This is a genomic window from Bacteroides sp. AM37-9 (assembly GCF_003603455.1).
Lineage (GTDB): Bacteria > Bacteroidota > Bacteroidia > Bacteroidales > Bacteroidaceae > Bacteroides > Bacteroides xylanisolvens.
Window position 1 is genome coordinate 246,828 of record NZ_QTNF01000003.1, and the last position, 22,902, is coordinate 269,729.

Sequence of the window (22,902 nt, forward strand, 5' to 3'; positions counted from 1 at the left end):
TTTCAATCCTTAATATCTAATATAAAAGTTGTAGATGAAGAAATCTGAAGTCAACTTGCTTTCAAATATCATTTCAATGGGATATTCAGTAAATGTCCCTCTTTCTTATAAATACAGAGATTAGTTCTCCTTTTCTTGAACTTTTCTCTGTATTTTTCTTGGTAAATTCTCGATTCTTCTATCTTTTTACAAGAATATTATTTACATATTATTGTTTTTTCTTCGCAACGCTGCGTTATGCACATACTTTTTTAGGTGAAGTTAAAAACCTCTCCTCTTCTGTTCTTATTTCAGTCTGATTATGCTGCCGTTCTTTTTTTCTTTTCAACCTTTTCTATCATACATACCGCGTTGGCCATATGTATTCCAAAGAAAATCCAAAGAATTTCCGTTTTTCTGTTTCTGGCTTTTATCCTAGCCAGTGAGTAATGTTGTTTCTGTGTACCAAAACTTCCTTCCAGACGGGTAGCTCTTTCACGGCTAAGTTCCGACCGTAAGATCTTCCGAAGCGGCTCATCTTTGGCCGCTCTGCCCTTACGCTTAAAGGAAGTACTTATATGATATTTTGTACAAAATTTCCGGTTGGCATTATTAGCATAGATTGAATCCGCTGCAATCGCCTTAACCCTAACCTTGATCAGTTGTTGTTGCAGATGAATACAGTCTTTTAAACGTACTCCTTCGTTAAAAGCCTTAAAGGAGATATGTTCTATAAAGGAGATTCCATCTATCTGTATATTGTTGACCTTGGCTCCGAATTCAACGGATTTGTTTTCCTTGCCTCTGATAATGGGGCGAAGGTAATGCCGGTCGATACTCACGATACGGTTAGGCACTTTTTTGCCTGCAAATAAATTCTTCCCTTGCTCAAGGACCGTCTGTATGACCGAGAAACGTCTTTGATAATCAGAGGATAGTGTAAGCCTGTGCCTGTAGGATGAATGAAGCTGCTCCAGCTGGTCCAGTAACTTTTCCAATAACTGAAGTAGTCTGCGTTTAACCATACGAGTCTGTGATTTCCTGCGTTTACGCAGTTTACTGTAAGCAAGGTAGGCACGGCTTACATCAAGATACTTGTTACGGGGACGTTGTATGTGCAATGTCCGGCAATGTTTGCACAGATGACGATGAAGCCATACAATACCTTCCCATAAGAGTTTGACATCAGTAGGGAAACGCAGATGACTTTCATAACAGGTGGCATCGGTCATACAGACATGAAGGTTCTCAAGATAAGGTTTCCAACGGTCAGCCAGAATAGGCTGGAGGGACTCAATATCAAGGCGATCTGTTAGTTCCTGACGAATTGCACTGACGATTTTAGGATTGGTCAGTGGATGAAGAGGATCAATCTGAACACCACAAAATAACTGGTAATGAATATTACCGTTTAAATGTTCAATCAGTTGTGAATCTGAAAAGTTAGTATAGGACTTCAAGACCATTAAGGCGATTTTACCTTCAGGAGAAAAATAACTTTTACGACCCAGACGAGATTCATGTAAATCCATCTGTTGAGCCAGTTCAGAGAAAGGAAAAAGAGAATGAAGACGCCCCAATTCACTCTTTTCAAAACTTTGACGATATTTTTCGAGAATATCAAATTCTGTAAAACCTAAAGTAGGTTCAATTTCTGAAATTTTTCGTATCTTTACCATGTGTTTTTATTTTTAATTACCCCCGTTTTAGTCGTCAAACTGTATTTACGGGGAAATGCTTAAAGATACAAAAAAGGCAACTAATTCGCAATGAAGTAGTTGCCTTATGTTTTTTATTTACTGAATATCCCTTCAATGAAAATGAAATAGTTATACGTATTGTTTCTAGTGTAATAAATGAGGTAGATATGTCTTAATTTGTAATTCTGTAAGCCATTCTGAATGAGCAGAAAGAGCATCTATTTTTCTTTTTGACAGTGGCGTAAGATTTGTACCCACAGATAGTGCTATCTCATGCAGTTCTTTTGAAGGTGCGCTATCAAGCAGTACCTGCCATCCTATAGATTTCTTAAAACATTCTTCAATTCGGAATTTTGCATTTTGATCATTCTTTTCTCTAAATGCAATAACATCATCTAAAGAAATTCTATGAGCCGATAATACTAACTCTGGGACATTTTCCTTTTTGATATTATCCATAAACCGATCTACCATTGAATTCCATTCTGACCATAGCAAAGAAACATAAGCGTAATATGCGGAGTTTTTCTTTGTGCGATTATAAATATTAGTTCGTATTTGAATGGTCCGGATTCTGTTCATTAGAATTTCTATCGATTGAAGCATTAAGCAGATAGTATTACGAACTCCCTTTATGTCAGGACGAGTATTTCCCGCATCACTAATTACCACATTCTCCACCCGATATAATTTATTGGTACTTTCTGTTAATATATAAGCCCCCTGATTGTCATATAAGCCGCCATCAACAAGTAATGTATCCTTATATTTTCCTTCTTCATAATATCGTTTAGCTATTTGAGTAGGTGAGAATATAGACGGCACACAAGTGGAGGATGCAACAGCGAAGGATATAGGAATTTCTTCTCCTTTAATGCTGCTTCGACCATTTTCTTTATAATCATATCCTCCCACATCTTGTTTTGAAAATGTAAAAAGACGTCCTGTCGCCACATTAGTAGAATTAATGCCGGCAATAGGCGAATCTGGTAAGTCTTTCAGTTTTTTCTTTCCGAAAAACAACCTGTCATAATATAAGGCGATCCACTTGCTACTTGGAATAAGATAGAATCCCCAATACAGCAACAAATACAAAAACAAACACCACCCACTTACAAAAATCCCCAACAATGCTGGGAGTAAAAAAACGATTGCGAGGTTTAATATAGCCCCCCAAAGTGAAGAATGTGCTAGACACTTACGGAAAGATTGCTCAATCTGTTCAAAGGGTTCGTCTTTATGCAACAAGTAAAATGCAGCAATAATAGACCCTCCCGATACGGAAGATATGACATCAACCTTTTCAAGCAAATCCATCTTATGAAGAGCCCGCAAAGTCCCCAAATGATAAGCTGCTGCTCTGTAGCCACCACCGGACAATGCCAATCCAATACGTTTTCCGTTTTTCCCCATACTTATTATTTATATTTTTGCATTTATATATATTCCATCATTACCAGAAATTGCTTGTACAAACGGTAAGTCTTCCTGTTCCAGCCAATCACTCATTTGCCGGAACTGTTCTTTATCAGTACTACTCGGTGCACAGTTTCCATTCGGGTGGGAGTGCCACTCTCCTAAATAAGCTACTTGATGGTATGTTTTCCTCGATATCTCATTCTTCACTTGAGAAAGCCCTTCACATCCTCGAATAAAAGAGGCAGGAGTAGATTGGCTATCACAAGGCGCCGGATGCATATACAAGACATAAATTATTCGTCGGTCTTTATCATAACAACCAAAAAGACAGCCACCTGTCTCTTTGTCGTGAGACTGCCTCTTTTGGTTTTCCATTTCATTTTGGACATCATTGGCGAGATATACCTGTATATCCTCGGATTTGTATTGTTTCCATTTCGAAATGTTTAAACTAATTTTACTGACCGTACTATCCTGCCCATCCACCCTCCAGATACACAAACTACAATCATCCCTTTTGGATGCTTTTTGTATTTGTTGTGAAGCGATACCTGCGAGAATACCTACGTTATCATAATCCAGAATGCTTGATATTGAACGGCAACTAAAACTATTTGTTCTTTGTTGGTCCGCTATTTCCAAATGTGATGACAATTCAGGCCGGATGATCAGATTTCGTTGATAACTCATTTCCAGCAAATCCAAGCGTTGTGTCCTTGCCTTATCCTCCATCAACATAACCAGCTCATTTCCCTTCGGATTCAAGAAGACAGTACAACAACGATATTTCTCACTATATGGTTCAAAAGCAATCTTTCGTTCTACAGCAACTGAAGTACTGGCATCAACAATCAAATCCGTATCTTTGTATATGCTCTTCTTATCATTTTCTGACAATCGAAGCATGTCTTCCTCAATCGCAGTAATTTTCTGGTCAATAATACCGCTATAATGATTCTCCAAAGCTTTTACCTTTGAATGCATCACCACATTCGGAGGCAATATATGGCGGGCTACATTGTGCGGCAATAAATAGTCAAAATCTAGAAATACTACCTCTTCACTTATGCCTTCACGCACAAAAGAGTCCAAGATATTAGAGCCAAGGGTGCCCGCACCTACCACAACTAACTTTTTGTAGAGGAGATCTTTGGCGTTAAAAAGAGCATTATATTGCCTCGCTACCGGCTCAACAGTGAAAATAATTTCTATCGGAATTTCATTAAACCACTTCTTGAAATTTTCTGGTGCAAGAATTCCATACTTATGCCTAATGTCCCTCGCCTTTGGTGTAATCCTTACAAGAAATAAATCTATACGCTCATCTTTACCTCTTGCCATCCTCTTTGAAGGTATATAAAGAAGTATCAATAGAGGCAACTGTGTCTTCCCAGCCACCGTTGAAACAAGCGTTTGTAGAATGGTATCAGGAACCGACTTTCCAATAACAGATGATATATCAGCCAATTCTCCAATAGTCTTAGGCAAACAAGCCATATTTTTGGAAACATTGCTGTTTGTTGGAATATTCACAATATAATGGGTTGCCTTGTTCTTACTGACAAACTCCAGTGTGGAGGTCAATTTTGATAATTCCGTATATAACCCATAACAAGTATCTACAGACTGGATATTCTTAAAAGTACATATCTTATTAAATTGAAAGAATACTTCCAAAGGTCGATCCTTTTCGTGTAACAGTCCCAAACTATTCCTGTTAAACCAATTTATGATATAATTGATATAATCATAAGCATTGAACTGGTGTCTGAAGTCTGAAAAAGGGACATCACTGATGCATAAGGATACAGGATGCTCAAAGGCTCTTGCGTTAGAATGTGGAAGGCCTACCGGAAAATCTTTTCGCAGTGCATAGACCTCTGGTAAACTGAGATCTTCTTTCGTACAAATAACGGCTACCTCCTCAACTTCCTGAATAGGATAAACCGGCTCATCTGGTATGCTGAGACGATGCAAAGTTAGAATAATAATTTCCGCATCTGCCGTATTGCGGCTACATGAATTCACTGTCACACAAGGGTGTAGCAAAGCCGCCTTATGTATTGCAATAGCACGTGGAAGCCTTAATTGACTTCCACGTATTTCACTGCCTTTTAGTACCTTATATTCTCTATACATTTTATCTGTTATTTACCGGCTCTAGGTGCCGGGCGCGAAATAATAGTGTCACCGGCGGCCACAGGAATAGTTTCATGTCGTTTTCCTGTTTCAGCAATTTTAAAGACAATAGGCTGCGATATACTTCCTTTAAGATGGTCTGTTGCAGTATTTAAGAAATTGTCTTTGTTGCCAAGCCGTTTCTTATACTCCGTTTGGGCCTGATAACAAGGAGGATTTTTGCCATCATTCATAATCGCGTTGGAAGAGGCAACCACATAAGCTCTGCTACCCAGTTGCTTCTTCATTATTTCATCAGCGGAAGGCATGACCTTTTCCTTGTCTGAAGAATCATTGAAGAACGTCCACGAACAATGATGGGGTGCCAAGAAAATATCCCATTTCAAATGTTCGTCATCTATATTGTTATCGAGAATATGCTGCCAAATTTCATGTTCCGCATCCCCGCCCATTAATACACGGCATTTAAAACTAGTACAAGATGAGATTTTGAACCCGAACTGAACAACTATAGATGTCGCATTCTTATCATCAGCTTCTTTACAGACAGTGATATCCTCCTTGAAAGGAGCATGAATAAAGATTTCCAACCATTCGAGTGGCTTTCCGTTTGCCGATAGAACCGTCTTACCTGGAACATATCCGTAACGGCTATCAAATTCTTTATTTTTATCATATCCCACTATGCGGAGGTAATTGCCGTATCCACCATTATAGCTTCTATCACGATCATAAATTTCCCGACGACGTTTGGCTTCTCTTCTGATATCCTCAGCACAATCAGCTAATACGTTGCCGACACCTCGCGGCGTAACCCATAATTCCCCGATTATGATTTTATTCTTATCTCTTTCCTTATTGTATTCACTGGGGGCACCATGAAAGAAGTTCGTACCAAAGCCGTCACAATGGTCTTTGTGAGGATGTGTATTAATAAACAAATCTACAAAAGGGCGACCTTCGATGTCCTTTTTAAGCTCGTTCAACAAATCTCTTTTTACATCAAAATAGATCTGTTTACCATTGTCCATAAGATTGTCTTTTATTTGGCAATCAATAATAATCGTCTTACCGTTACTCAATTTTATTAAAGTACAATCTGCATTACCGACAGGATAAAATTTAATCGTGTGTTCCATATTTGTTAGAAATAAGAATTATTAAAAAATAAATAATGCCATAATAATCATCTAAAGTATTTATCAAATATTCTAAATGTACATTATGACCTCACAAATACTATCTTATTAAAAGACGAACAAATATTATGCCAATATTCGTATAATTCTATTTTCCTTTATATAAAATGGGATTTATGACATTATGACCGTTTTTAATAATTCTATTTCATAAGACTATTACCTTCATTCCAATACTCTTAGTTATTATTCCTCTTGAAAAAAATGTAGACCGGGAATTAGTGTAGCGAGAGATAAATAGCAAGAAAGGGTTGGCTATTAATAGCCAGCCCATCTCTAAATATACTTAGATTAACTTGTAAACATCAAAAACATTGCTTACCTTTGCGTTAGAGAGATATTTGAAATTATGCAGAGCAATGCAATGTGTAGCTGGACTTTCACTACTATATCGTTACCTGCATCTTTATAAAAACACTTTTAATCGCTGATTTATAAAAGATTAAAACGAACTACACTCTTTTGCTTGATGAAACGAAATGTTTCAAGCAGGGAAACAAAGTGTTTCACGCCGAGAAACAAACAGTTCCAAACAGGGTTGGAACTAAACGACTGCAATGAAATCAAAAGCGCTCCATTATCTCCATACACATACGCCCGTTATGGTAAGGACATTTCCAAAATCCAGCTTTATCATCCTCACGGTTGACAGTCCCAACAGCCGAAAGGCTCCAGTACCATTCACCGAAGCAAGCCGAGCCATGTACTTGAGTTACTCAAGCCTCCTACATCATTTCACTGAGTTTGAAGTATGATTAAAACATCTCATTAAATCTATAAAAGTTTGAAGTATAATTAAAACTTTTCCGTATATTCGCAAGAGTTTAAAGTATAATTAAAACTTTCAGGCGTATGAACTTCCCTCGAATCCTCAAAAAAAGAAAAGGTTATATTGACCGAATAAAACCTTTTATGCAAAAATCTGTAGTCAAGGTGTTAACAGGGCAACGCCGTGTAGGCAAAAGTTTCCTCCTTTACCAGCTTATTGAAGAAATTTTAGCAAAAGAACCGGATGCGAATATTATCTATGTCAATCTTGAAGATTTTACATTCAGTTCTCTGCAAACAGCAGAAGATTTACACTCGTACATCATTTCTCATAGCAAAGAAAAAGCTAAGAATTATATCTTTATCGATGAAATACAAGATATTCCCGGGTTTGAAAAAGTCATCCGTTCGCTCCTGCTCAATGAAGATAATGATATATACATTACAGGTAGTAACGCCAAGATGCTTTCAGGAGAACTCGCCACTTATTTAAGTGGCAGATATATCGAATTCAAAATATATAGTCTCTCCTATTCTGAGTTTCTTGAATTCCACGGATTAACTGAAAGTGAAACGAGTTACGAATTATATAGCCGTTATGGCGGACTTCCCTATTTATTAAATCTCCCTCTCGAAGATGAAACGGTCAATGAATATTTGAAGAGTGTATATTCCACGATTGTATTTCGTGATGTTGTCAGTAGATACAAGTTACGCAATACTTTGTTCCTTGAGAAACTGATTCAATTTTTATCCGAAAACATAGGCAATCTCTTTTCGGCAAAGAATATCAGTGATTATTTAAAATCACAACATACCACCATATCAGTTAACCAAATACAAAGCTATACGGAATATTTAAACAATGCTTTCCTGATCCACCGGGTAGAGCGGTATGATTTAATTGGGAAACGCGTATTTGAGATAGGAGAGAAATATTATTTCGAAAATATGGGAATCCGGAACATTGTCATCGGATATCGCATTACAGACAAAGCCAAAATATTGGAAAATCTAGTGTATAACCACCTTTTATACAAAGGTTACGATATTAAGGTTGGCTATTACGGAGATAAGGAAATTGACTTTATCGGAGAAAAGAATGGAGAAAAACTATATATACAGGTCGCTTTAAAAATAGATAGCGACAAGACAGCAGAAAGAGAATTTGGAAACCTGCTAAAGATACAGGACAACTATCCCAAAATAGTGGTAACAGAAGATACATTCAGCGGAAACAGTTACGAGGGTATACGCCATTGTCCCATACGCCAGTTCTTAATGGAGTAAACCATACGATATACGAAAAATAAATGCAGTACACCATCGGGTTACCACGAGCAATCAAATCGCCTTTGGTGTGCTGCATTTACATTTGAATCAAGTCATCGATAATGCCATGGATTCTGCTGCAAGACGGGCGGCAATGTCTATTGTTAGTTAGTAATAGACAGCTCGGTTACCTTATACGGATGTTTTACTGCTGCATGGGCAGCTTTCTGAGCAACAGCTTTCCTCGCCTCATCCAACCCTTCCGGGGCATAAGGATTCCCGACTACATTGTGTTTGAAGATGCGTTCGAACCAGGTACAGGCAGCGGTATAACGTCCAATCTTCACATCCAGATGATAGCCGTCCCGATTCAGGTGGTCGCCGATGAAAGAGGTGCGCGCATTTTGTATGGCAGTGCCCGAAGGGATGACAATCTTTATCTTATTCGCCTTAGCCGCTTTCTTCACTGCATCGGCAATAGCCTGATACATGGTGAGTTGATTGCAGTTGTAGTTTTTAAATCCACTATGCTTGGAAGTAGACGCATACGCCCAGGTTTGGTGCAACATCAGCTTTGTTTTCTTTGGAAGGCGTACTTTTACATATTCTATGAGCTCGGGAAGAGAGACTTCATACGTCTCATACATTCCCGAAAAAGGACTTGCCTGTTGCAGGCTGACGTAATCCCAGGCTTCATCTGCCAGCACCGCTTCCAAAGACATCTTGCCTTTTTCCCGTTTCTTTCCATCCGTACCGATTTTCCGGTAGGCATAGGCAGGAGCATTGTCACGGGCATTTTTCACATGACGTTCTAGAGAACAACCGCCGATAAACATATTGCCGATTATGGTTGAAATGCCTTCGGCTTCGGCAAGTTCATGCAGATATTGCTCCACGGCATCCTGGGAGAAACTGTTGCCGATAGCAAGTATCCTGACCGTTTTTTGCTGCGCATACACTCCTCCGGCAAGAAGGAGCAGTATGCACATACAAATCACTACAATCTTATATTGCTTCATCACATTCAAATATAGCTAAACTTATCGGTTATTTCTCTTTTTCATGTAATAATCTCTCATCAGATACCACGCTTTCTTACGCATACCCTGGTCGGATATGAGTCCTTTGCGGTTCCAGCCATCCTGATTGGTGGGGTGGAAACGGAATGGGGAACGGAAGTCGAACAGAATCCAGGGAGATACGCCACGCAGGTTCGGGATATTGTCGAACATACGGATATTGTCTCTGTACAAGCGTGCCTGGTATTCTTCACTCCAGGAGCTGACTACGTTCTCATCACCGGACTGACCGTACAATGCTTCGCCGCCAAATTCCGAAATTATCAATGGTTTGTCCGTCACTACTTCCCATATAGCGTCTTTCGGTTCCACAGGCCACGGATGATACCAGCCCATATATTTATTGATAGCTACGACGTCCAGTTGGGAAGTAAAAGAATCTTCCATTACAAAACGCTGTTTTTCGCTATTGAAGTGCACAAGGTCGAAAGCGGCAACATACAGGCGGGTAGTGTCCAGCTGTTTTCCCGTTTCGAGCAGGGAAGTAAGGAATTCATTCCGTTCTTTGGAAGGCTGTGTTTCATTGGCAACACCCCAATAACCTACCGCGCAGCGGTTTTGATCGCGCTTAATCATTTCAGAAAGCATCCTCTGCGCTTTCTTACGGGTATCATCGTCTGTAAAGTCAATGCCTTGCCAAATAGGAATCTCCTGCCAGAGAAGGAAGCCCATCTTTTCCGCCAGGCGTACCGTGTACTCATTCTGCGGATAATGAGCCAGGCGAATCATGTTCACGCCAAGAGCTTTCGCTTCATTTAGCAACATAGCTGCATCGGCTTCCGAGAAAGCACGCCCCATACGTTGCGGGATTTCTTCGTGGAAAGAGATACAGCACATAAATGTCGGCTTCCCGTTCAGGTAAATATCAATTCCTTTCACGGTGATATTGCGGAAGCCTATTTGCTCTTCCACGCGGTCGGCACTTGAAGATACAGTCACGCCATAGAGTTTCGGTTCTTCCGGCGTCCAGCGTTGCAGCTTCTTCGCATTCAACACGGTTTCCGCCTTTCCTTCTGCATCGGTGGTAAGCTCCGCGTTGATTTTGAGTTCGGGGATGGCAACTGTTACTTTCTCACCTGCTTTTTTATCAGAAAGACGCACACGGGCAATTATCCGGTCGGGAGCATTTTTATCCAGTTGGATAAAATAATCTTCTATAAATGTCCGGGGAGTTTTCACCAGCAGCACATCTCTTGTGATGCCGCCATAGTTCCACCAATCGAATGCCATAGCGGGAATGGCGTCTTTGGTACGGCGGTTGTTCACTTCTACCGCCAGGAAGTTGTCACCGTCTTTCAACAAGTCTGTCACTTCCACTTGGAAAGGAGTAAAGCCGCCTTCGTGCTCTGCTATCTCTTTTCCGTTCAGATAGACTTTGCAACGATAGCTGACAGCACCGAAATAAAGAAACTGGCGTTTGTCTGCCAAGCGTTTGGCATCAAAGTGACGAGCATACCATACAGTGCCTTCGTAATACTTCAATTCGGGCGATTGAGAGTTCCAGTCTCCCGGAACATTAAGACGCAACCCGCCTTCAAACGCGTATTCATAGAAATCGATATTTCCTTCCGGTTGCCGGTTCTCATAGATTTTCATCCGTTGCCCTTGGTCGTACAGGTCGATGATAGCATTCCATTTACCATTCAGCGAATGGATGTTGCGACCATATACATTCGTTATCAGCTCCTGTGCCGCAACGCTTCCAGCAAAAACGATTAGCAACAATAGACATAGACTTAATTTCTCACCTGTTTTCATTTAAGAATGTTGTTATAATTAGTGTATATAATAAGTTCAGGCACGGATTATACGGATTTCATGGTTTTTAGAATAGAATAGGTAAAACAACAGTGTTAATCCGTGTAATCCGTGCTATTTCGATTTATTTTTCAGGAAATTCATTACCCAGTTCCAGGCTGCGCTCCACTGTTCGGCATAGGCATAATGAGCGGTCGTCTCAGCTACAAACAGCTCTTTCGGAGCATTAATCACGTTGTAAGCGGAGTAAGTGGTGGTAGGCGGACAAACCATATCATTATAACCAAAAGTATAGAATCCCGGAACTTTGACCTGTCGGGCAAAGTTCACCACATCAAAATACTGAATGGTTTTCATCTTTTCTGGCGTCCGGTTCTTCGCATCCTTAAACAAATGCGGCCAACCGCCTGCACGACCGTGGGTATAACCCGCCATATCACACAAGGCTGGATAGAAAGAAACCAATCCCTTGACACGGTCATCGAGTCCGGCAATCACGATGGAAAGCGCACCGCCCTGGCTTCCTCCAAAGGTCGCCAGATTACCGTTAAATTCGGGAAGTGTGTAAATGAAATCAATGGCTCTCACACAGCCTGTATAAACCCGTTTGTAATAGTACTTGTCCCGATTGTCCATATTGAACGAGTGGTAATTCTTCAAAGCACCGTTATAAAGCCGGTGATACACATCTCCCGTCAGGTTGACCGGAATGCCGTGGATACCGATTTCCAGAATGATAAAACCTTTTCCGGCACGTTCGGCTTCTCCGTTATAGGCACGGATACCTGCCCCCGGCACTTTCAGAATCGCCGGATATTTCCCGGAAGCCTTCGGAACACAAAGGATGCCGTACATACGGGACGCATAGTCATTGTTCGCGAAGGAAACATGATATACGTTCACCTTATCTGTGCACCTTTCCGGCAGTAAAGTCATTATCGGTTCCAATGCCCACTTTTCTGCGGCTTCTTTGGTATTTTTCCAAAATTCCAGAAAGTCGGCAGGCAACGGAGTGGTCGGTTGCAATTTCTCAGGAGAGAAGCCGACGGTAGCCACGCCTTCATACTCACGCCCTTGGCAAGTGACGAAAGCGCGGCAACGCAGGAACCCTTCTTTTTTCATAGTCCCTGCGTTAATTTCAAGCTTTTCATTCTTCAAAGTCTGTTTGCCTGTCTGATGAGGTTTCATCATGTCTTCCGAAATCTCATAGCGCACTTCCAGATTATCCTGCGGGATATTGCATTTCAATACCGCCACTTTGAATTTCACTTTTTCTCCCGGTTTATACAGCCAATTGGTGTGGTCGGGAGTGACCTGCACTTGAACCAGTCTTTCCTGTGGCTGCCCCCATGCAACTATCTGCATGGAGACAAATGCTATCAGGAGAAGAAGAAAACGTACACTTTTTATCATAGTTCCCTATTTTATTTCATTTGTCATTGCTATATTAATATTCCATTTATCAGCTATTAATACCCATTGTCTCAACTATTAATACCTATCCGCCCAACTATTAATACTTGACAACTCAACTATTAACATCCAACAGCAGAGATATTAATGCTCCTCTCCACACATCATAACACTCTGCGAATCAGAAGTTAACACATCATTCGTGATTAGCGTAAAATACAGATAGCCGCCTTTTTATGGTTTTACTTCGTATTGATAGAGTGTGAAAGAGTTCTTGTCATTTAGCTCGAAACTTACTCTACCCTGTGCGCCGACTTTTGCGGCAAACTTTTTGCCACTTCCCATTACAGGGATAAAAGTAACTTTCTTACCCTCAGGAAGCCAAGTGTCAATAGTCCCCCTGGCTTGCTCATTATCTTCGCGGTAAACCACAAGATAGCCTTGCGTGCCGGAGACGGTCGATTGGAATCCGGTCCACGAGCGTCCCGAAGGTTCTTCACCAATAGGCAGTATGACGCCTTGATGAAACCGGAGTTGCAAGGGTTGGTATTTCTTGAGTAGAGATGCCGTAATATAAGCCTCTTCGGGCAGGTTCGAAGCTTCCATCCAAGCCAATGGCTGTGCCGCCAAGGTGATAGCAAAGAGGTAATCGAAACTGTAACGGGCGGGGGCAAAAGGGTCGGCAGCGTCATACTTGTCGGCATTGCGCCATTTATTAAGGAACTCTATCTGCATCTTCTCCGCCGGTACATAGCGGGACAGCATCCAGAGGTTGCGCAAGGTGCGATAAGGGTAATAGTTGCCCCAATCGGTATAGCGGTTTTCCAAGAAGATGTTGCCATACTCGTTCATATAGTGATACCCGCCGCGACGACCGGCAGTGGCATCGAGGTTGAAAATCACTTCATAGTTGGTTTGCTCCAACACGGTATCAAACAGTCGGCGCAGATTCTGTTCGGCTGTCTTGGTAGGTATCTGCAAGCCGTCTATCTTGAAACAGCAGATGCCGTACTTCTTATAAAGTCCGATAATGGCTTGCGCATCTTTTTGCCAATCGGCAAAATCATTCTGTATGCTGGGATTGAACCATAATCCGATGCGAATACCCAATTTCTTGCCTTTCTCTACAATAGGTTTCAGACCATGAGGGAATTTCGTGGGGTTGGGCGTCCAGTAACCGGTATTCTTCCAAATATCCTTAAAACTACCTCCGGCAGTCTTCGAGTTAGGGCTTTTTCCGCTCTGCCAGCCATCGTCCAGTTGAAAGAGCGTGATGCCCATGCGTGCGGCACGATCCAGTTCTGCCAGACAGAAAGCCTCATCTATTTTGGCATCCTGGCTACGGTCGCCCCAGGTATTGAGCATAATCATCTCATCCTGTACGGCGGTATGATGGCGCAGTTGTTTCTGATAGAGGCGCAAGGCAGTAAGCGCTTCTTGCTCGCCGCCAGTATAGATGCCGGTGACGCATCCATAAACGCGGGTCCAGCTATCCGGCTTTACATCATGAGACGCAATGCCCAGCCCCACTACCATAAAATCGCTAAAGTCCGCCACGAAGTCAGAACCCGGATAATGTAATTGGGTACTGCTGCTAGGAGCCTCTTTCAAAAAAAAGAAGCCTTGACGCGTAACTACGTCATGAGCAAAAAGCAAATTACCACGATACGTATTGCGACGGTAAGGAAGCCAGGTACGCCCGGTCACCAGATTGTCGTTCCAATCGGTGTAGTCGAAAAACTCGATTGTGCGGGCACTCCAATGATTGCCGGATAGTTGCAACCTGTCGAGCGTGGGAGTTTTCACCCCCGTAGCCATATCGGCCGTGTGCTCTATATTTTTGCGGTCGGCGTTAGAGCGGTTATCCTCCTTATTCTGATAAAGTTCCACTTGCCCTTTCAGATAGGTGTCGCAAGCAATGGCGGGACAGTCTGCATAAATGCGATAGCGACGCTCTATATTCAGCGAACCGATAGTGCAAGCCACGGTAGCCTGCAGATAACTGGCGTGGATGCCGTTCGTCGGTATCTCGTTCACGGTGAATGTGGCGTCCGTAGGGATACCTTTCACAATCGAGAAATCGGGTTGTTTGCCCTGTGCCGGAATGGTTTTTCCGTGTTGCTTGTCAGTAAGACTGATAGTAACAGGCGCACCGTTATTCCACAGCATGGCGCGTTCCATATAGTTATTGCCCATACGTAGTGTGTCACCTTTCAGAAAAGCGTAATACTGTTGTCCTCCCCAAAGCGGCAAGGTACATATTGCCGATAGAAATATCGTGATAATATTTTTTTTGCTCATAGTTTGTCTACGGTTTGATGTAAGCTCCCGGAACTTCCAACAATTTGTTGGGTTCGTTGAAGCGTTGGTTATCGGGCACATCGCGTTTGCCCAGCCCCGCTTGCATAAGTTGCTTCAGTTCGGGCAGGTGATGATGATAGATGTCGCGTGGCTCTACACTATGTTTGTGGCAGAGTCCGGCTGCCATACCTACTACTTCACCCATCATGCCGGTAGTACGCATCACACGTACCGTACCCAAGGCTACATGGGTGCAGCTCATATTGCGGCCTGCCATAAAGAGGTTGTCCACATTACGCGAATAGAGACAGCGATAGGGAACGGCATAAGGATGAATCCAACGATGCACCGTAGCCGACTTGAATTCATTGCCGGGAAAACGTACACTGTTCACGCTGTCGGGGAAGTGAAGGTCGATGCTCCAAGTGGTGGTAAACGAAGCATCCTCGTGCGCCACATTCTTGTCTATATCGTCCTGTGACAGTACGTAGTCGCCCAAGAGACGGCGTGATTCACGTTTGCCTGAAACATACGCCACCCAGTCGAGGGAACGGTTGGCGTACTTCTTATGGTCTTTATAGTGATTCTTCAGATAGCTCCAGTTGGAATATATCACCAAAAGTCCATAGTCGCGTACACGTTCAGCTTCGCTGACTTGATTACGGTTCATACCCGTTTCCCATTTCCACTCGCCCATGGTTACAGGCTCACAGTTTTCAGCGTCAAAGCGCACGCCATATTCAAAATGAGGGAATGAGGTTTTCTTCTTCATATCCTTGCTATACCATTGAATAGAGGCCCCCATCACCAATGAGTCGGGTTGCTCGGGAGCAAGGCTCTCACCATATTCATCGCGGCCTTCACGTCCCATAGCCCAATCGGCACCGGCTAAATAGCCTATGGTAGCATCACCTGTGCAGTCGCTAAAGAGAGGAGCAGTAAGTTCAGTTTGTTCGCCCGTCTCGATGTGCTGGATAGTGACTGACACAATGCGGTCTCCTTGCATCTTCACGGCTACCGCACGCTGAGAGGCATAAAGGGTAATGTTCTTTTCGGCATCTATAAAGTCTTCCTTCTTCCGGTCTTCATAGTAGTCGCCCGGTTGGGCATTGCCGGAACGCTCATGGCCAAACTCACGTATCATACGACCCAATCCCTGATTAGGCCCCATTTCGATGATACCACCGAGATGTACACGAATCTCCGACGAGTTATTGCCGCCCAATACAGGACGGTCGTTCACTAGTGCTACCTTACAACCCAATCGGGCAGCAGATGCGGCAGCACACATTCCGGCTATTCCCCCTCCTACTACCACAAAGTCGTATTGATGAGCGGGCACCGTCTGTTGTTGTCGCAGGCGGGTACGAAGTGCGGCTGTCTCTGCCGCATCCCAGGTAGCGGGCTGCGTGTTCGCATCGGTCGTAAGGTAAATGGCATCGCAACGACCATCGAAACCGGTGAGGTCTTTCAGCGCAAGGGTGGTAGTCCCTGCTTTCAATACTGTCTTTCCGGCAAATTGCCATTGCCAGGAATTACCTGTATGTCCTAATGTAGCTTTCAGCAATTTGCCGCCTAAAGCCAGGCGGAATTTTCCGGGACCTTCGGCATCGGTCCAAGGTGAAGTCCAGTTGTAAGTACGGGCATATACGTAGTAAGTGCCCGCCTGGGGAATGTTGATTTCTGCCGTAGCATCCGCCACAGGGATGCCCATGCCATGTGCCATGAGATAGGGCGAACCCATCTGATCCATGAACTGCTGGTCGAGCACCCAGCCGCCTCGCTGGCTGAAACTTTCAGCTTCGATGAGCAGTTCTTCGGCTACAGCCACAAGGCTACAGGCTACGGCTATGCATGTCAATAAGAATTTTTTCATCACAGTACAGCGTTTTTATGATTATTGTCTACTATCTTCACAGAAGGAACAGATTATCTCGCCATTTTATAAATTTCATTGCCTGCCATCAAAAAAGCACCAACTCCATAAACCTCCGTCATGTCACGAGTCACTTTCTTCGGATCGGCACCGATTTGCTGCACATAACCCAGTTTCCCATTCGGTTCCACAGCCGAGACTAATGCATTCCAGCCTTTTATCATTACAGGAAGATAAATTTCCTTATCCAATAAACCTTCGTTTATTCCATAAGCAATGGAATAGACAATGAAAGTAGTGCAACTCGTTTCCGGTGATGGATAAGAGGCAGGATCCAAGAGACTGGCATGCCAAAAACCGTCCGGATGCTGCAATCCGGCAACACGGGTAGCCAGTTTTACAAATAATTCCTCATAGAATTTGCGGTTCTTATCTTTCTTGGGCAGTTCCTTTAATATTTCAACTAGACCACCAAGCACCCAACCGTTGCCACGTCCCCAAAAGACTTTCTTACCATTGGCTTCGCGCTTATCAAAATAACGCCAGTCACGGTAGAACAAGTTTTCTTCTTTATCGAACAAGTAATCATAAGTCGCTTTATACTCACGATTCATAAATTTGATATATTTTTTCTCTCCGGTCAGCATATACAGTTTGGCATATACAGGGGGAGCCATAAAGAGAGCGTCACACCAAGTCCAACGTTCCAAGGTCTTTAAGTCTCCCTCCACCAGCTTGAAACTACCTTCGGATGGATGATTGACAATCCATTCCGTACGGGCGAGCGTAGGGATAATCATTGCTTCGTCTTTGTACTTGCGGTATAAATCCAAAAAGGACTGTGATACAGCGATGTCATCAGCATGATAAAACCGTTTGTCCGGCTGCCAGCAATTCCGTCGGCCTATACGGGTAAGCCACTTATAATATGTATCATCATTGTCTTCTTTTTCAGCCAATTCCGCCCAATCCACCATGCCGACATAAAGAGCACCTTGCGGCCAGTTCAAGTCGTCATGTTCAGGAGCGGGGTGTGGATTGGCAATCTGCCAATCTGCCACCTTTCGCATGATAGACTTTATTTCTGCTTTTTGAAAAGGAATCTCTGTTGCCATTATAAAAACGGAACATAACAGAGACGCTCCCAATAAAAGTGTTTTTTTCATTATATATTTATTTGTTTATCATTCGGTCATTACAGTTCAACCATAGCCTTTAAAGGCAATTGACTGGAAGCAGGACCGACTAAGATCTCAAAGTCTCCTTTTTCCACTACAAAGCGGTGTTGATTCATATCGTAAAAAGAGAATGCATCCTCATCCAGCACAACAGAAACCCGCTTCTTCTCCCCTTTCTTCAAGAATACCTTTTCATATCCTTTCAGTTCTTTCAACGGACGGGGAACAGAAGACTGTACATCATGCACATACACCTGTGCCACCTCCGAAGCATCCATCTTACCTGTATTCTCTATATCAAAGCTAACGGTAACCTGATGCTTACCCGTTTTCTCTGCAGCCATATTACTATAAGCGAAAGTAGTATAGGACAAACCGTAGCCAAACGGATAGAAAGGTTCTTTTCCCGAACGGTCGTATCCACGATAACCGACAAAGACACCTTCGGAATAGTCTACACGCTTAATCTCCGCCTTTAAGTTCTCGTAATAACTGCCGTGCACCGGATTATCTTCCCACTTCCGCTCGATAGAAATCGGTAGCTTTCCACTTGGAGAAATCTTACCGGTCAGGATTTCAGCTATCGCCTGGCCGCCTTCCTGTCCCGGATACCAGGCCATAAGAATCGCTTTTGCGGCATCATACCAGTTGGTGAAATCCACACCGCCACCGGCGTTCAGCACAACCACAACATTGGGATGCATAGACGCAATCTTCTTGATAAACAATTCCTGATAGCGAAGCAAGGCAAACGGACGGTCAAAGCCTTCGCCTTCGGTATTACTATTGAAACCTGTGCAGAACACAACATTATCCACCTTTGCCAATCCTTGACGAAGTTTCGCCTCATTAAGACTATAAGCATTAAAACGAATGATGGCCGAAGAAATATTATCAAAGAATTCAATCCGGAAACGGTACTCCTTACCACCCTCAACCGGCAGTTCAACTTCACGGCTAGAGTAGGAATGATTTCCCCAATCTCCCGTAATATGCTTGTCATTCACAAACAGACGATAACCGTCATCACCACCGATATGAAGTTTCAACTGACCGTCAGTTTGTGGCATGTAGCAGGCTGTCCAACGGACAGAGAATCCATCTGTCGGAAAGCCGTCCAAAGGTGCCCCATATCCCCAGTCATAATCAACAGAGGATTCCGTGCGTATTACTTCAGGCTGTCCCGAAAGGGTCTTGTTTTTAAAGTATTCAGCCTTGAAGCCTTTCATCTGACGATTAGCATCAGTATAAAACTCATGGACAATATCTTCATAAATCACATCATCCGTCAATAGTAACAGATTCTTTTTCTTCAATTCTTTCAAGCCTTGAGCCACTGAGACGGTAGAAAAAGGAGTGACAAAACCACTGCCGCCACCGGTAGGAATCAAATTTGCATTAGGCCCCATCACGGCTGTCTTCCCTTTCAGCGGAAGCAAGTTTCCTTCATTCTTCAACAGGACTACACCCTCGCGCGCCAGCTCTAAAGCTGTCTGTCGGGAGAAAGGATTATCCTCTGCGATGTTGCTGTCTTTCTGTTCCTTATCCAGCATACCATAAGCAATCAGAGTTTGCAGGATGTGTTGTACTTTCAGGTTGATGGTTTCTTCTGTCACTGTGCCAGTCTTGATAGCAGGCAACAGATTCTCCAAATTCATAAAACGTCCTTTCGGCATTTCGAGGTCAAGTCCGGCGTTAGCAGCGCCTACGGCGGAATATACAGAAGTCCAGTCAGACATCAGAATACCTTTGAAGCCCCAAAGATTGCGCAAGACATCAATATTCAGCCATTTATGTTCGGTGGCATGGACACCGTTCAACAGATTGTAGCTGTTCATTACAGCGCCGACATTGGCTTCCTGTACAGCTTTTCGGAAAGCCGGGAAATAGATTTCCTGCAAAGTACGTTCGTCTATGTCAGAGCTGGCATGGTGGCGGCTCCATTCCTGGTTGTTGGCAGCAAAGTGTTTGATTGTAGCAATGACTCCTTCCGATTGTACTCCCAGGATATACTGTTTCGCCGTTTCACCTGTCAAGTAAGGGTCTTCACCGAAGTATTCAAAGTTACGGCCGCACAATGGAGCACGATAGATATTCACGCCCGGACCAAGCAGAATATTAACTCCTCTTGCCTTGGCGTCCTGTCCCAAGCCTTGCCCTAACTTATAAAGTAATTCCCGGTTCCAAGTAGAAGCGGAAAGTATTCCGGAAGGATATAAAGTGCTCTTGGGAGCATGATTACGAATTCCCTGCGGCCCGTCAGCCAACTTGATTTCAGGTATTCCCAAACGGGGGATGGCACGCAGAGAAAAACTGGTATATCCGGAGATATACTCTATTTTCTCTTGCAAAGTCATTTTTGTTACAATGTCCTTCGCACGTTGTTCGACTTGGGGAGTGATTGTCTGTGCACAGGTTAATATACTCCATGCAAGCATACATAAACCTATGCCTCCTATTTTCTTTTTCATGGTGATTCTGTGTTAATATAGCATGTGTAAAAAACCAACTTAGCTATCAGCTCTTCACACACTTTTGTTCTTTACATTTTTAGTCTATCAGTTCTATTTTAACGGTCTGTCCTTGTACCAGAATATGATATTCGCCGGCTTCAAGGAAGCGTTTACCATCCTCATTGACAAAACCGAAATCACGTTCCAGGTCGATGTCGAAACGGAAAGTCTTCGTTTCGCCGGCTTTGATAAGTTGTTTCTCAAAGTGTTTCAGTTCTTTCACCGGACGGGTGATAGAGCAATAAGGATCGGAGATAAACCAATGAACAGTCTCTGCTCCGTCGCGAGAACCGGTGTTGGTGACGGTCACTTCTGCTGACAGTTTATCGCCACGCTTCACCTTAGTGGCAGAAGGGGTAACAGTGCCATACTTAAATTCGGTATAACTTAATCCATGCCCGAACGGATATAACGGATCGCTTGTTATATCTTTATAAAATCCCTGATGTCCGCGTCCGCTCTTGCGGCGATTATAATAAATAGGAATTTGTCCTGTGGAGTAAGGGAACGTCATGGCTAGTTTACCGGAAGGGTTGATACGTCCGGATAAAATACCTGCCATTGAACGTGCACCATTTATTCCCGGTTGCCATATCTCCAATATAGCATCACAAAGAGGTTCCATGCGATTTAACTCCAAGGGACGTCCATTAGAAAGTACCAATATAACAGGTTTACCAGCCTCCTTTAGCTCTTTCACCAATTCTTCCTGAATCTGTGGCAAAGCAATCGTAGAACGGGAGGCATTCTCACCACTCCAGGTAAGCATCTCGCCCAAACAAACAATGACTACATCAGACCAACGAGCAACGTCCAATGCGCCAGCAAAACCTGAACGGTCATTGCCCTGCGGTTTGCATCCCATTGCATAACGTAATTCGGCATCTCCTCCAAACTCGGCAGTCAACCCATCATAGAGCATTTCCACATCCGTATCTTTTCCATGTCCGCACCAGGAACCCAATAAGTCCCAACCATTTTTTGCCATTGGACCTACTACGGCAATCTTTTTTTTGTTTGTAAGTGGTAATATCTGATTGTCATTTTTCAACAACACCATTGATTCTGCTGCCAGTTGAGCGGCCACAACCATACTTTGCGGACGGAAAAAACGATCCTTCTCATTAGTAACCGGAGTATAAGGACGTTCGAACAAACCCAGACGGAATTTTACACGCAATACCCGACGAACTGATTCGTCAACTTGTGCCATTGTTACCTTACCTTCCTCTACAAGCTCTTTCAGATGACGATCGTAGGCATGAGACATCATATCCATTTCAAGCCCCGCATTAAAAGCATACCGAGCAGCATCTTTCTTTGTAGCGGCCAATCCCTGATTCTTTAACTGTTCCACAGCCCCCCAGTCAGACACAATGAACCCGTCATGTTTCCAGCGTTTCTTTAATATCTCGGTCATGATATAAGGATTAGCTGACCCGGGTACTCCACTGATGTCATTGAAAGAACTCATCAAAGTGGCCGCACCAGCTTTCACTCCCATCTCATAGGGCAGTAGATAAGTATCCCAAAGAGTTTGAGCTGAAATTTCGGTATAAACATAATCTCGCCCAGCCTCCGAAGCACCATAACCTACATAGTGTTTCAGACAAGCAGCCATACGGTTCTCTGCTGACATATCATCTCCCTGATACCCACGCACCGAAGCAGCGGCAAACACTCCATTTGTATAAGGATCTTCACCATATCCTTCGGCTACACGTCCCCATCGAGGATCACGTGCCACGTCGATCATGGGAGAAAAAGTCCAATCAACCCCAGACATGCGGGCTTCTTGTGCAGATACCGCACATGCCTGTTCTACCAATCCTGGATTCCATGAACATGCCTGCCCCAACGAAATAGGATATATGGTGCGAAATCCATGAATAGCATCGTAGCCAAAAATGATGGGAATACCCAAACGAGATTCTTCCATCGCTTTTTTCTGCATACTATTACGCAACTCTGGATTTATATCAAAGTAAATCAAAGAACCAATCTCTGACGGTACTTTTTTCACTTCTTCGCCAACATTATTCACATTGTTATTTCGTCCCAATGTATATTGGTTTAGCTGCAAAATCTTCTCCTCCAATGTCATACGCGATATTAAATCATCAATACGTTTTTCAATTGGAGCTTTGGCATCCTTATACAAAGGAATACTCTTTTTATCTTTTGACGAAAGAGAATGTGTGACTCCCAATAGGCACAATCCCAAAATCAAAACTTTTTTTCTCATCAATGTTTTCGTCAGTTAATTATTATTTCTAGTTTTCAGATGTATATCAGGCAATACGTAAGC

At 43.1% G+C, this 22,902-nt stretch carries 13 protein-coding genes and 1 pseudogene; 1 reads left to right on the forward strand and 13 read right to left on the reverse strand.

What is annotated here, in order from left to right; translation table 11 throughout:
- Window positions 1-299: 299 nt before the first annotated feature.
- From DW862_RS03725 to DW862_RS03745, 5 genes and pseudogenes are all read right to left on the reverse strand, one after another.
- Window positions 300-1,658, reverse strand: a complete 1,359-nt coding sequence (locus DW862_RS03725; protein WP_118313744.1) for a transposase — start codon at window positions 1,656-1,658, stop codon at window positions 300-302.
- 165 nt (window positions 1,659-1,823) lie between these two features.
- Complete coding sequence (locus DW862_RS03730) at window positions 1,824-3,092, reverse strand: patatin-like phospholipase family protein (protein ID WP_087306396.1); 1,269 nt, start codon at window positions 3,090-3,092, stop codon at window positions 1,824-1,826.
- Window positions 3,093-3,101: 9 nt separating this feature from the next.
- Entirely contained in the window at window positions 3,102-5,237 is a 2,136-nt protein-coding gene (locus DW862_RS03735) for a ThiF family adenylyltransferase (RefSeq protein ID WP_087306394.1), read from the reverse strand.
- Between the two features lie 8 nt (window positions 5,238-5,245).
- Window positions 5,246-6,376, reverse strand: a complete 1,131-nt coding sequence (locus DW862_RS03740) for a hypothetical protein (RefSeq protein WP_087306392.1) — start codon at window positions 6,374-6,376, stop codon at window positions 5,246-5,248.
- Between the two features lie 623 nt (window positions 6,377-6,999).
- A pseudogene (locus DW862_RS03745) lies at window positions 7,000-7,122 on the reverse strand (N-acyl-D-glucosamine 2-epimerase); the annotation flags it as partial.
- Window positions 7,123-7,288: 166 nt separating this feature from the next.
- Here DW862_RS03745 and DW862_RS03750 point away from each other — a divergent pair.
- Window positions 7,289-8,494: an ATP-binding protein gene (locus DW862_RS03750; RefSeq protein ID WP_015531771.1), complete on the forward strand. Its 1,206-nt coding sequence runs from the start codon at window positions 7,289-7,291 to the stop codon at window positions 8,492-8,494.
- Window positions 8,495-8,640: 146 nt separating this feature from the next.
- Here the strand turns inward: DW862_RS03750 and DW862_RS03755 are convergent, their stop codons facing one another.
- From DW862_RS03755 to DW862_RS03790, 8 genes are all read right to left on the reverse strand, one after another.
- Complete coding sequence (locus tag DW862_RS03755; protein WP_120067309.1) at window positions 8,641-9,495, reverse strand: DUF4886 domain-containing protein; 855 nt, start codon at window positions 9,493-9,495, stop codon at window positions 8,641-8,643.
- Window positions 9,496-9,516: 21 nt separating this feature from the next.
- Window positions 9,517-11,313: a glycoside hydrolase family 2 protein gene (locus DW862_RS03760; RefSeq protein WP_120067294.1), complete on the reverse strand. Its 1,797-nt coding sequence runs from the start codon at window positions 11,311-11,313 to the stop codon at window positions 9,517-9,519.
- 114 nt (window positions 11,314-11,427) lie between these two features.
- A complete protein-coding gene (locus DW862_RS03765) occupies window positions 11,428-12,726 on the reverse strand; it encodes an acetylxylan esterase (RefSeq protein WP_120067295.1) in 1,299 nt (432 codons plus the stop codon).
- A gap of 234 nt (window positions 12,727-12,960) precedes the next feature.
- A complete protein-coding gene (locus DW862_RS03770) occupies window positions 12,961-15,027 on the reverse strand; it encodes an alpha-galactosidase (RefSeq protein WP_120067296.1) in 2,067 nt (688 codons plus the stop codon).
- 7 nt (window positions 15,028-15,034) lie between these two features.
- Complete coding sequence (locus tag DW862_RS03775; RefSeq protein WP_120067297.1) at window positions 15,035-16,903, reverse strand: FAD-dependent oxidoreductase; 1,869 nt, start codon at window positions 16,901-16,903, stop codon at window positions 15,035-15,037.
- Window positions 16,904-16,956: 53 nt separating this feature from the next.
- Window positions 16,957-18,069 carry a glycoside hydrolase family 105 protein gene (locus DW862_RS03780; RefSeq protein WP_008023255.1) on the reverse strand — a complete coding sequence of 371 codons (1,113 nt, stop codon included), beginning with the start codon at window positions 18,067-18,069 and terminating at the stop codon, window positions 16,957-16,959.
- Window positions 18,070-18,098: 29 nt separating this feature from the next.
- Window positions 18,099-20,552, reverse strand: coding sequence for a glycoside hydrolase family 3 protein (locus DW862_RS03785; RefSeq protein ID WP_120067298.1), 2,454 nt, complete (start codon window positions 20,550-20,552; stop codon window positions 18,099-18,101).
- Between the two features lie 79 nt (window positions 20,553-20,631).
- Window positions 20,632-22,839, reverse strand: a complete 2,208-nt coding sequence (locus DW862_RS03790; protein ID WP_118196026.1) for a glycoside hydrolase family 3 N-terminal domain-containing protein — start codon at window positions 22,837-22,839, stop codon at window positions 20,632-20,634.
- Window positions 22,840-22,902 lie beyond the last annotated feature (63 nt).

Coding starts and splice junctions, on each gene's coding strand:
- DW862_RS03725 (WP_118313744.1), bottom strand. CDS start 1,658: ATGGTAAAGATACGAAAAATTTCAGAAATTGAACCTACTTTAGGTTTT.
- DW862_RS03730 (WP_087306396.1), bottom strand. CDS start 3,092: ATGGGGAAAAACGGAAAACGTATTGGATTGGCATTGTCCGGTGGTGGC.
- DW862_RS03735 (WP_087306394.1), bottom strand. CDS start 5,237: ATGTATAGAGAATATAAGGTACTAAAAGGCAGTGAAATACGTGGAAGT.
- DW862_RS03740 (WP_087306392.1), bottom strand. CDS start 6,376: ATGGAACACACGATTAAATTTTATCCTGTCGGTAATGCAGATTGTACT.
- DW862_RS03750 (WP_015531771.1), top strand. CDS start 7,289: ATGAACTTCCCTCGAATCCTCAAAAAAAGAAAAGGTTATATTGACCGA.
- DW862_RS03755 (WP_120067309.1), bottom strand. CDS start 9,495: ATGAAGCAATATAAGATTGTAGTGATTTGTATGTGCATACTGCTCCTT.
- DW862_RS03760 (WP_120067294.1), bottom strand. CDS start 11,313: ATGAAAACAGGTGAGAAATTAAGTCTATGTCTATTGTTGCTAATCGTT.
- DW862_RS03765 (WP_120067295.1), bottom strand. CDS start 12,726: ATGATAAAAAGTGTACGTTTTCTTCTTCTCCTGATAGCATTTGTCTCC.
- DW862_RS03770 (WP_120067296.1), bottom strand. CDS start 15,027: ATGAGCAAAAAAAATATTATCACGATATTTCTATCGGCAATATGTACC.
- DW862_RS03775 (WP_120067297.1), bottom strand. CDS start 16,903: ATGAAAAAATTCTTATTGACATGCATAGCCGTAGCCTGTAGCCTTGTG.
- DW862_RS03780 (WP_008023255.1), bottom strand. CDS start 18,069: ATGAAAAAAACACTTTTATTGGGAGCGTCTCTGTTATGTTCCGTTTTT.
- DW862_RS03785 (WP_120067298.1), bottom strand. CDS start 20,552: ATGAAAAAGAAAATAGGAGGCATAGGTTTATGTATGCTTGCATGGAGT.
- DW862_RS03790 (WP_118196026.1), bottom strand. CDS start 22,839: ATGAGAAAAAAAGTTTTGATTTTGGGATTGTGCCTATTGGGAGTCACA.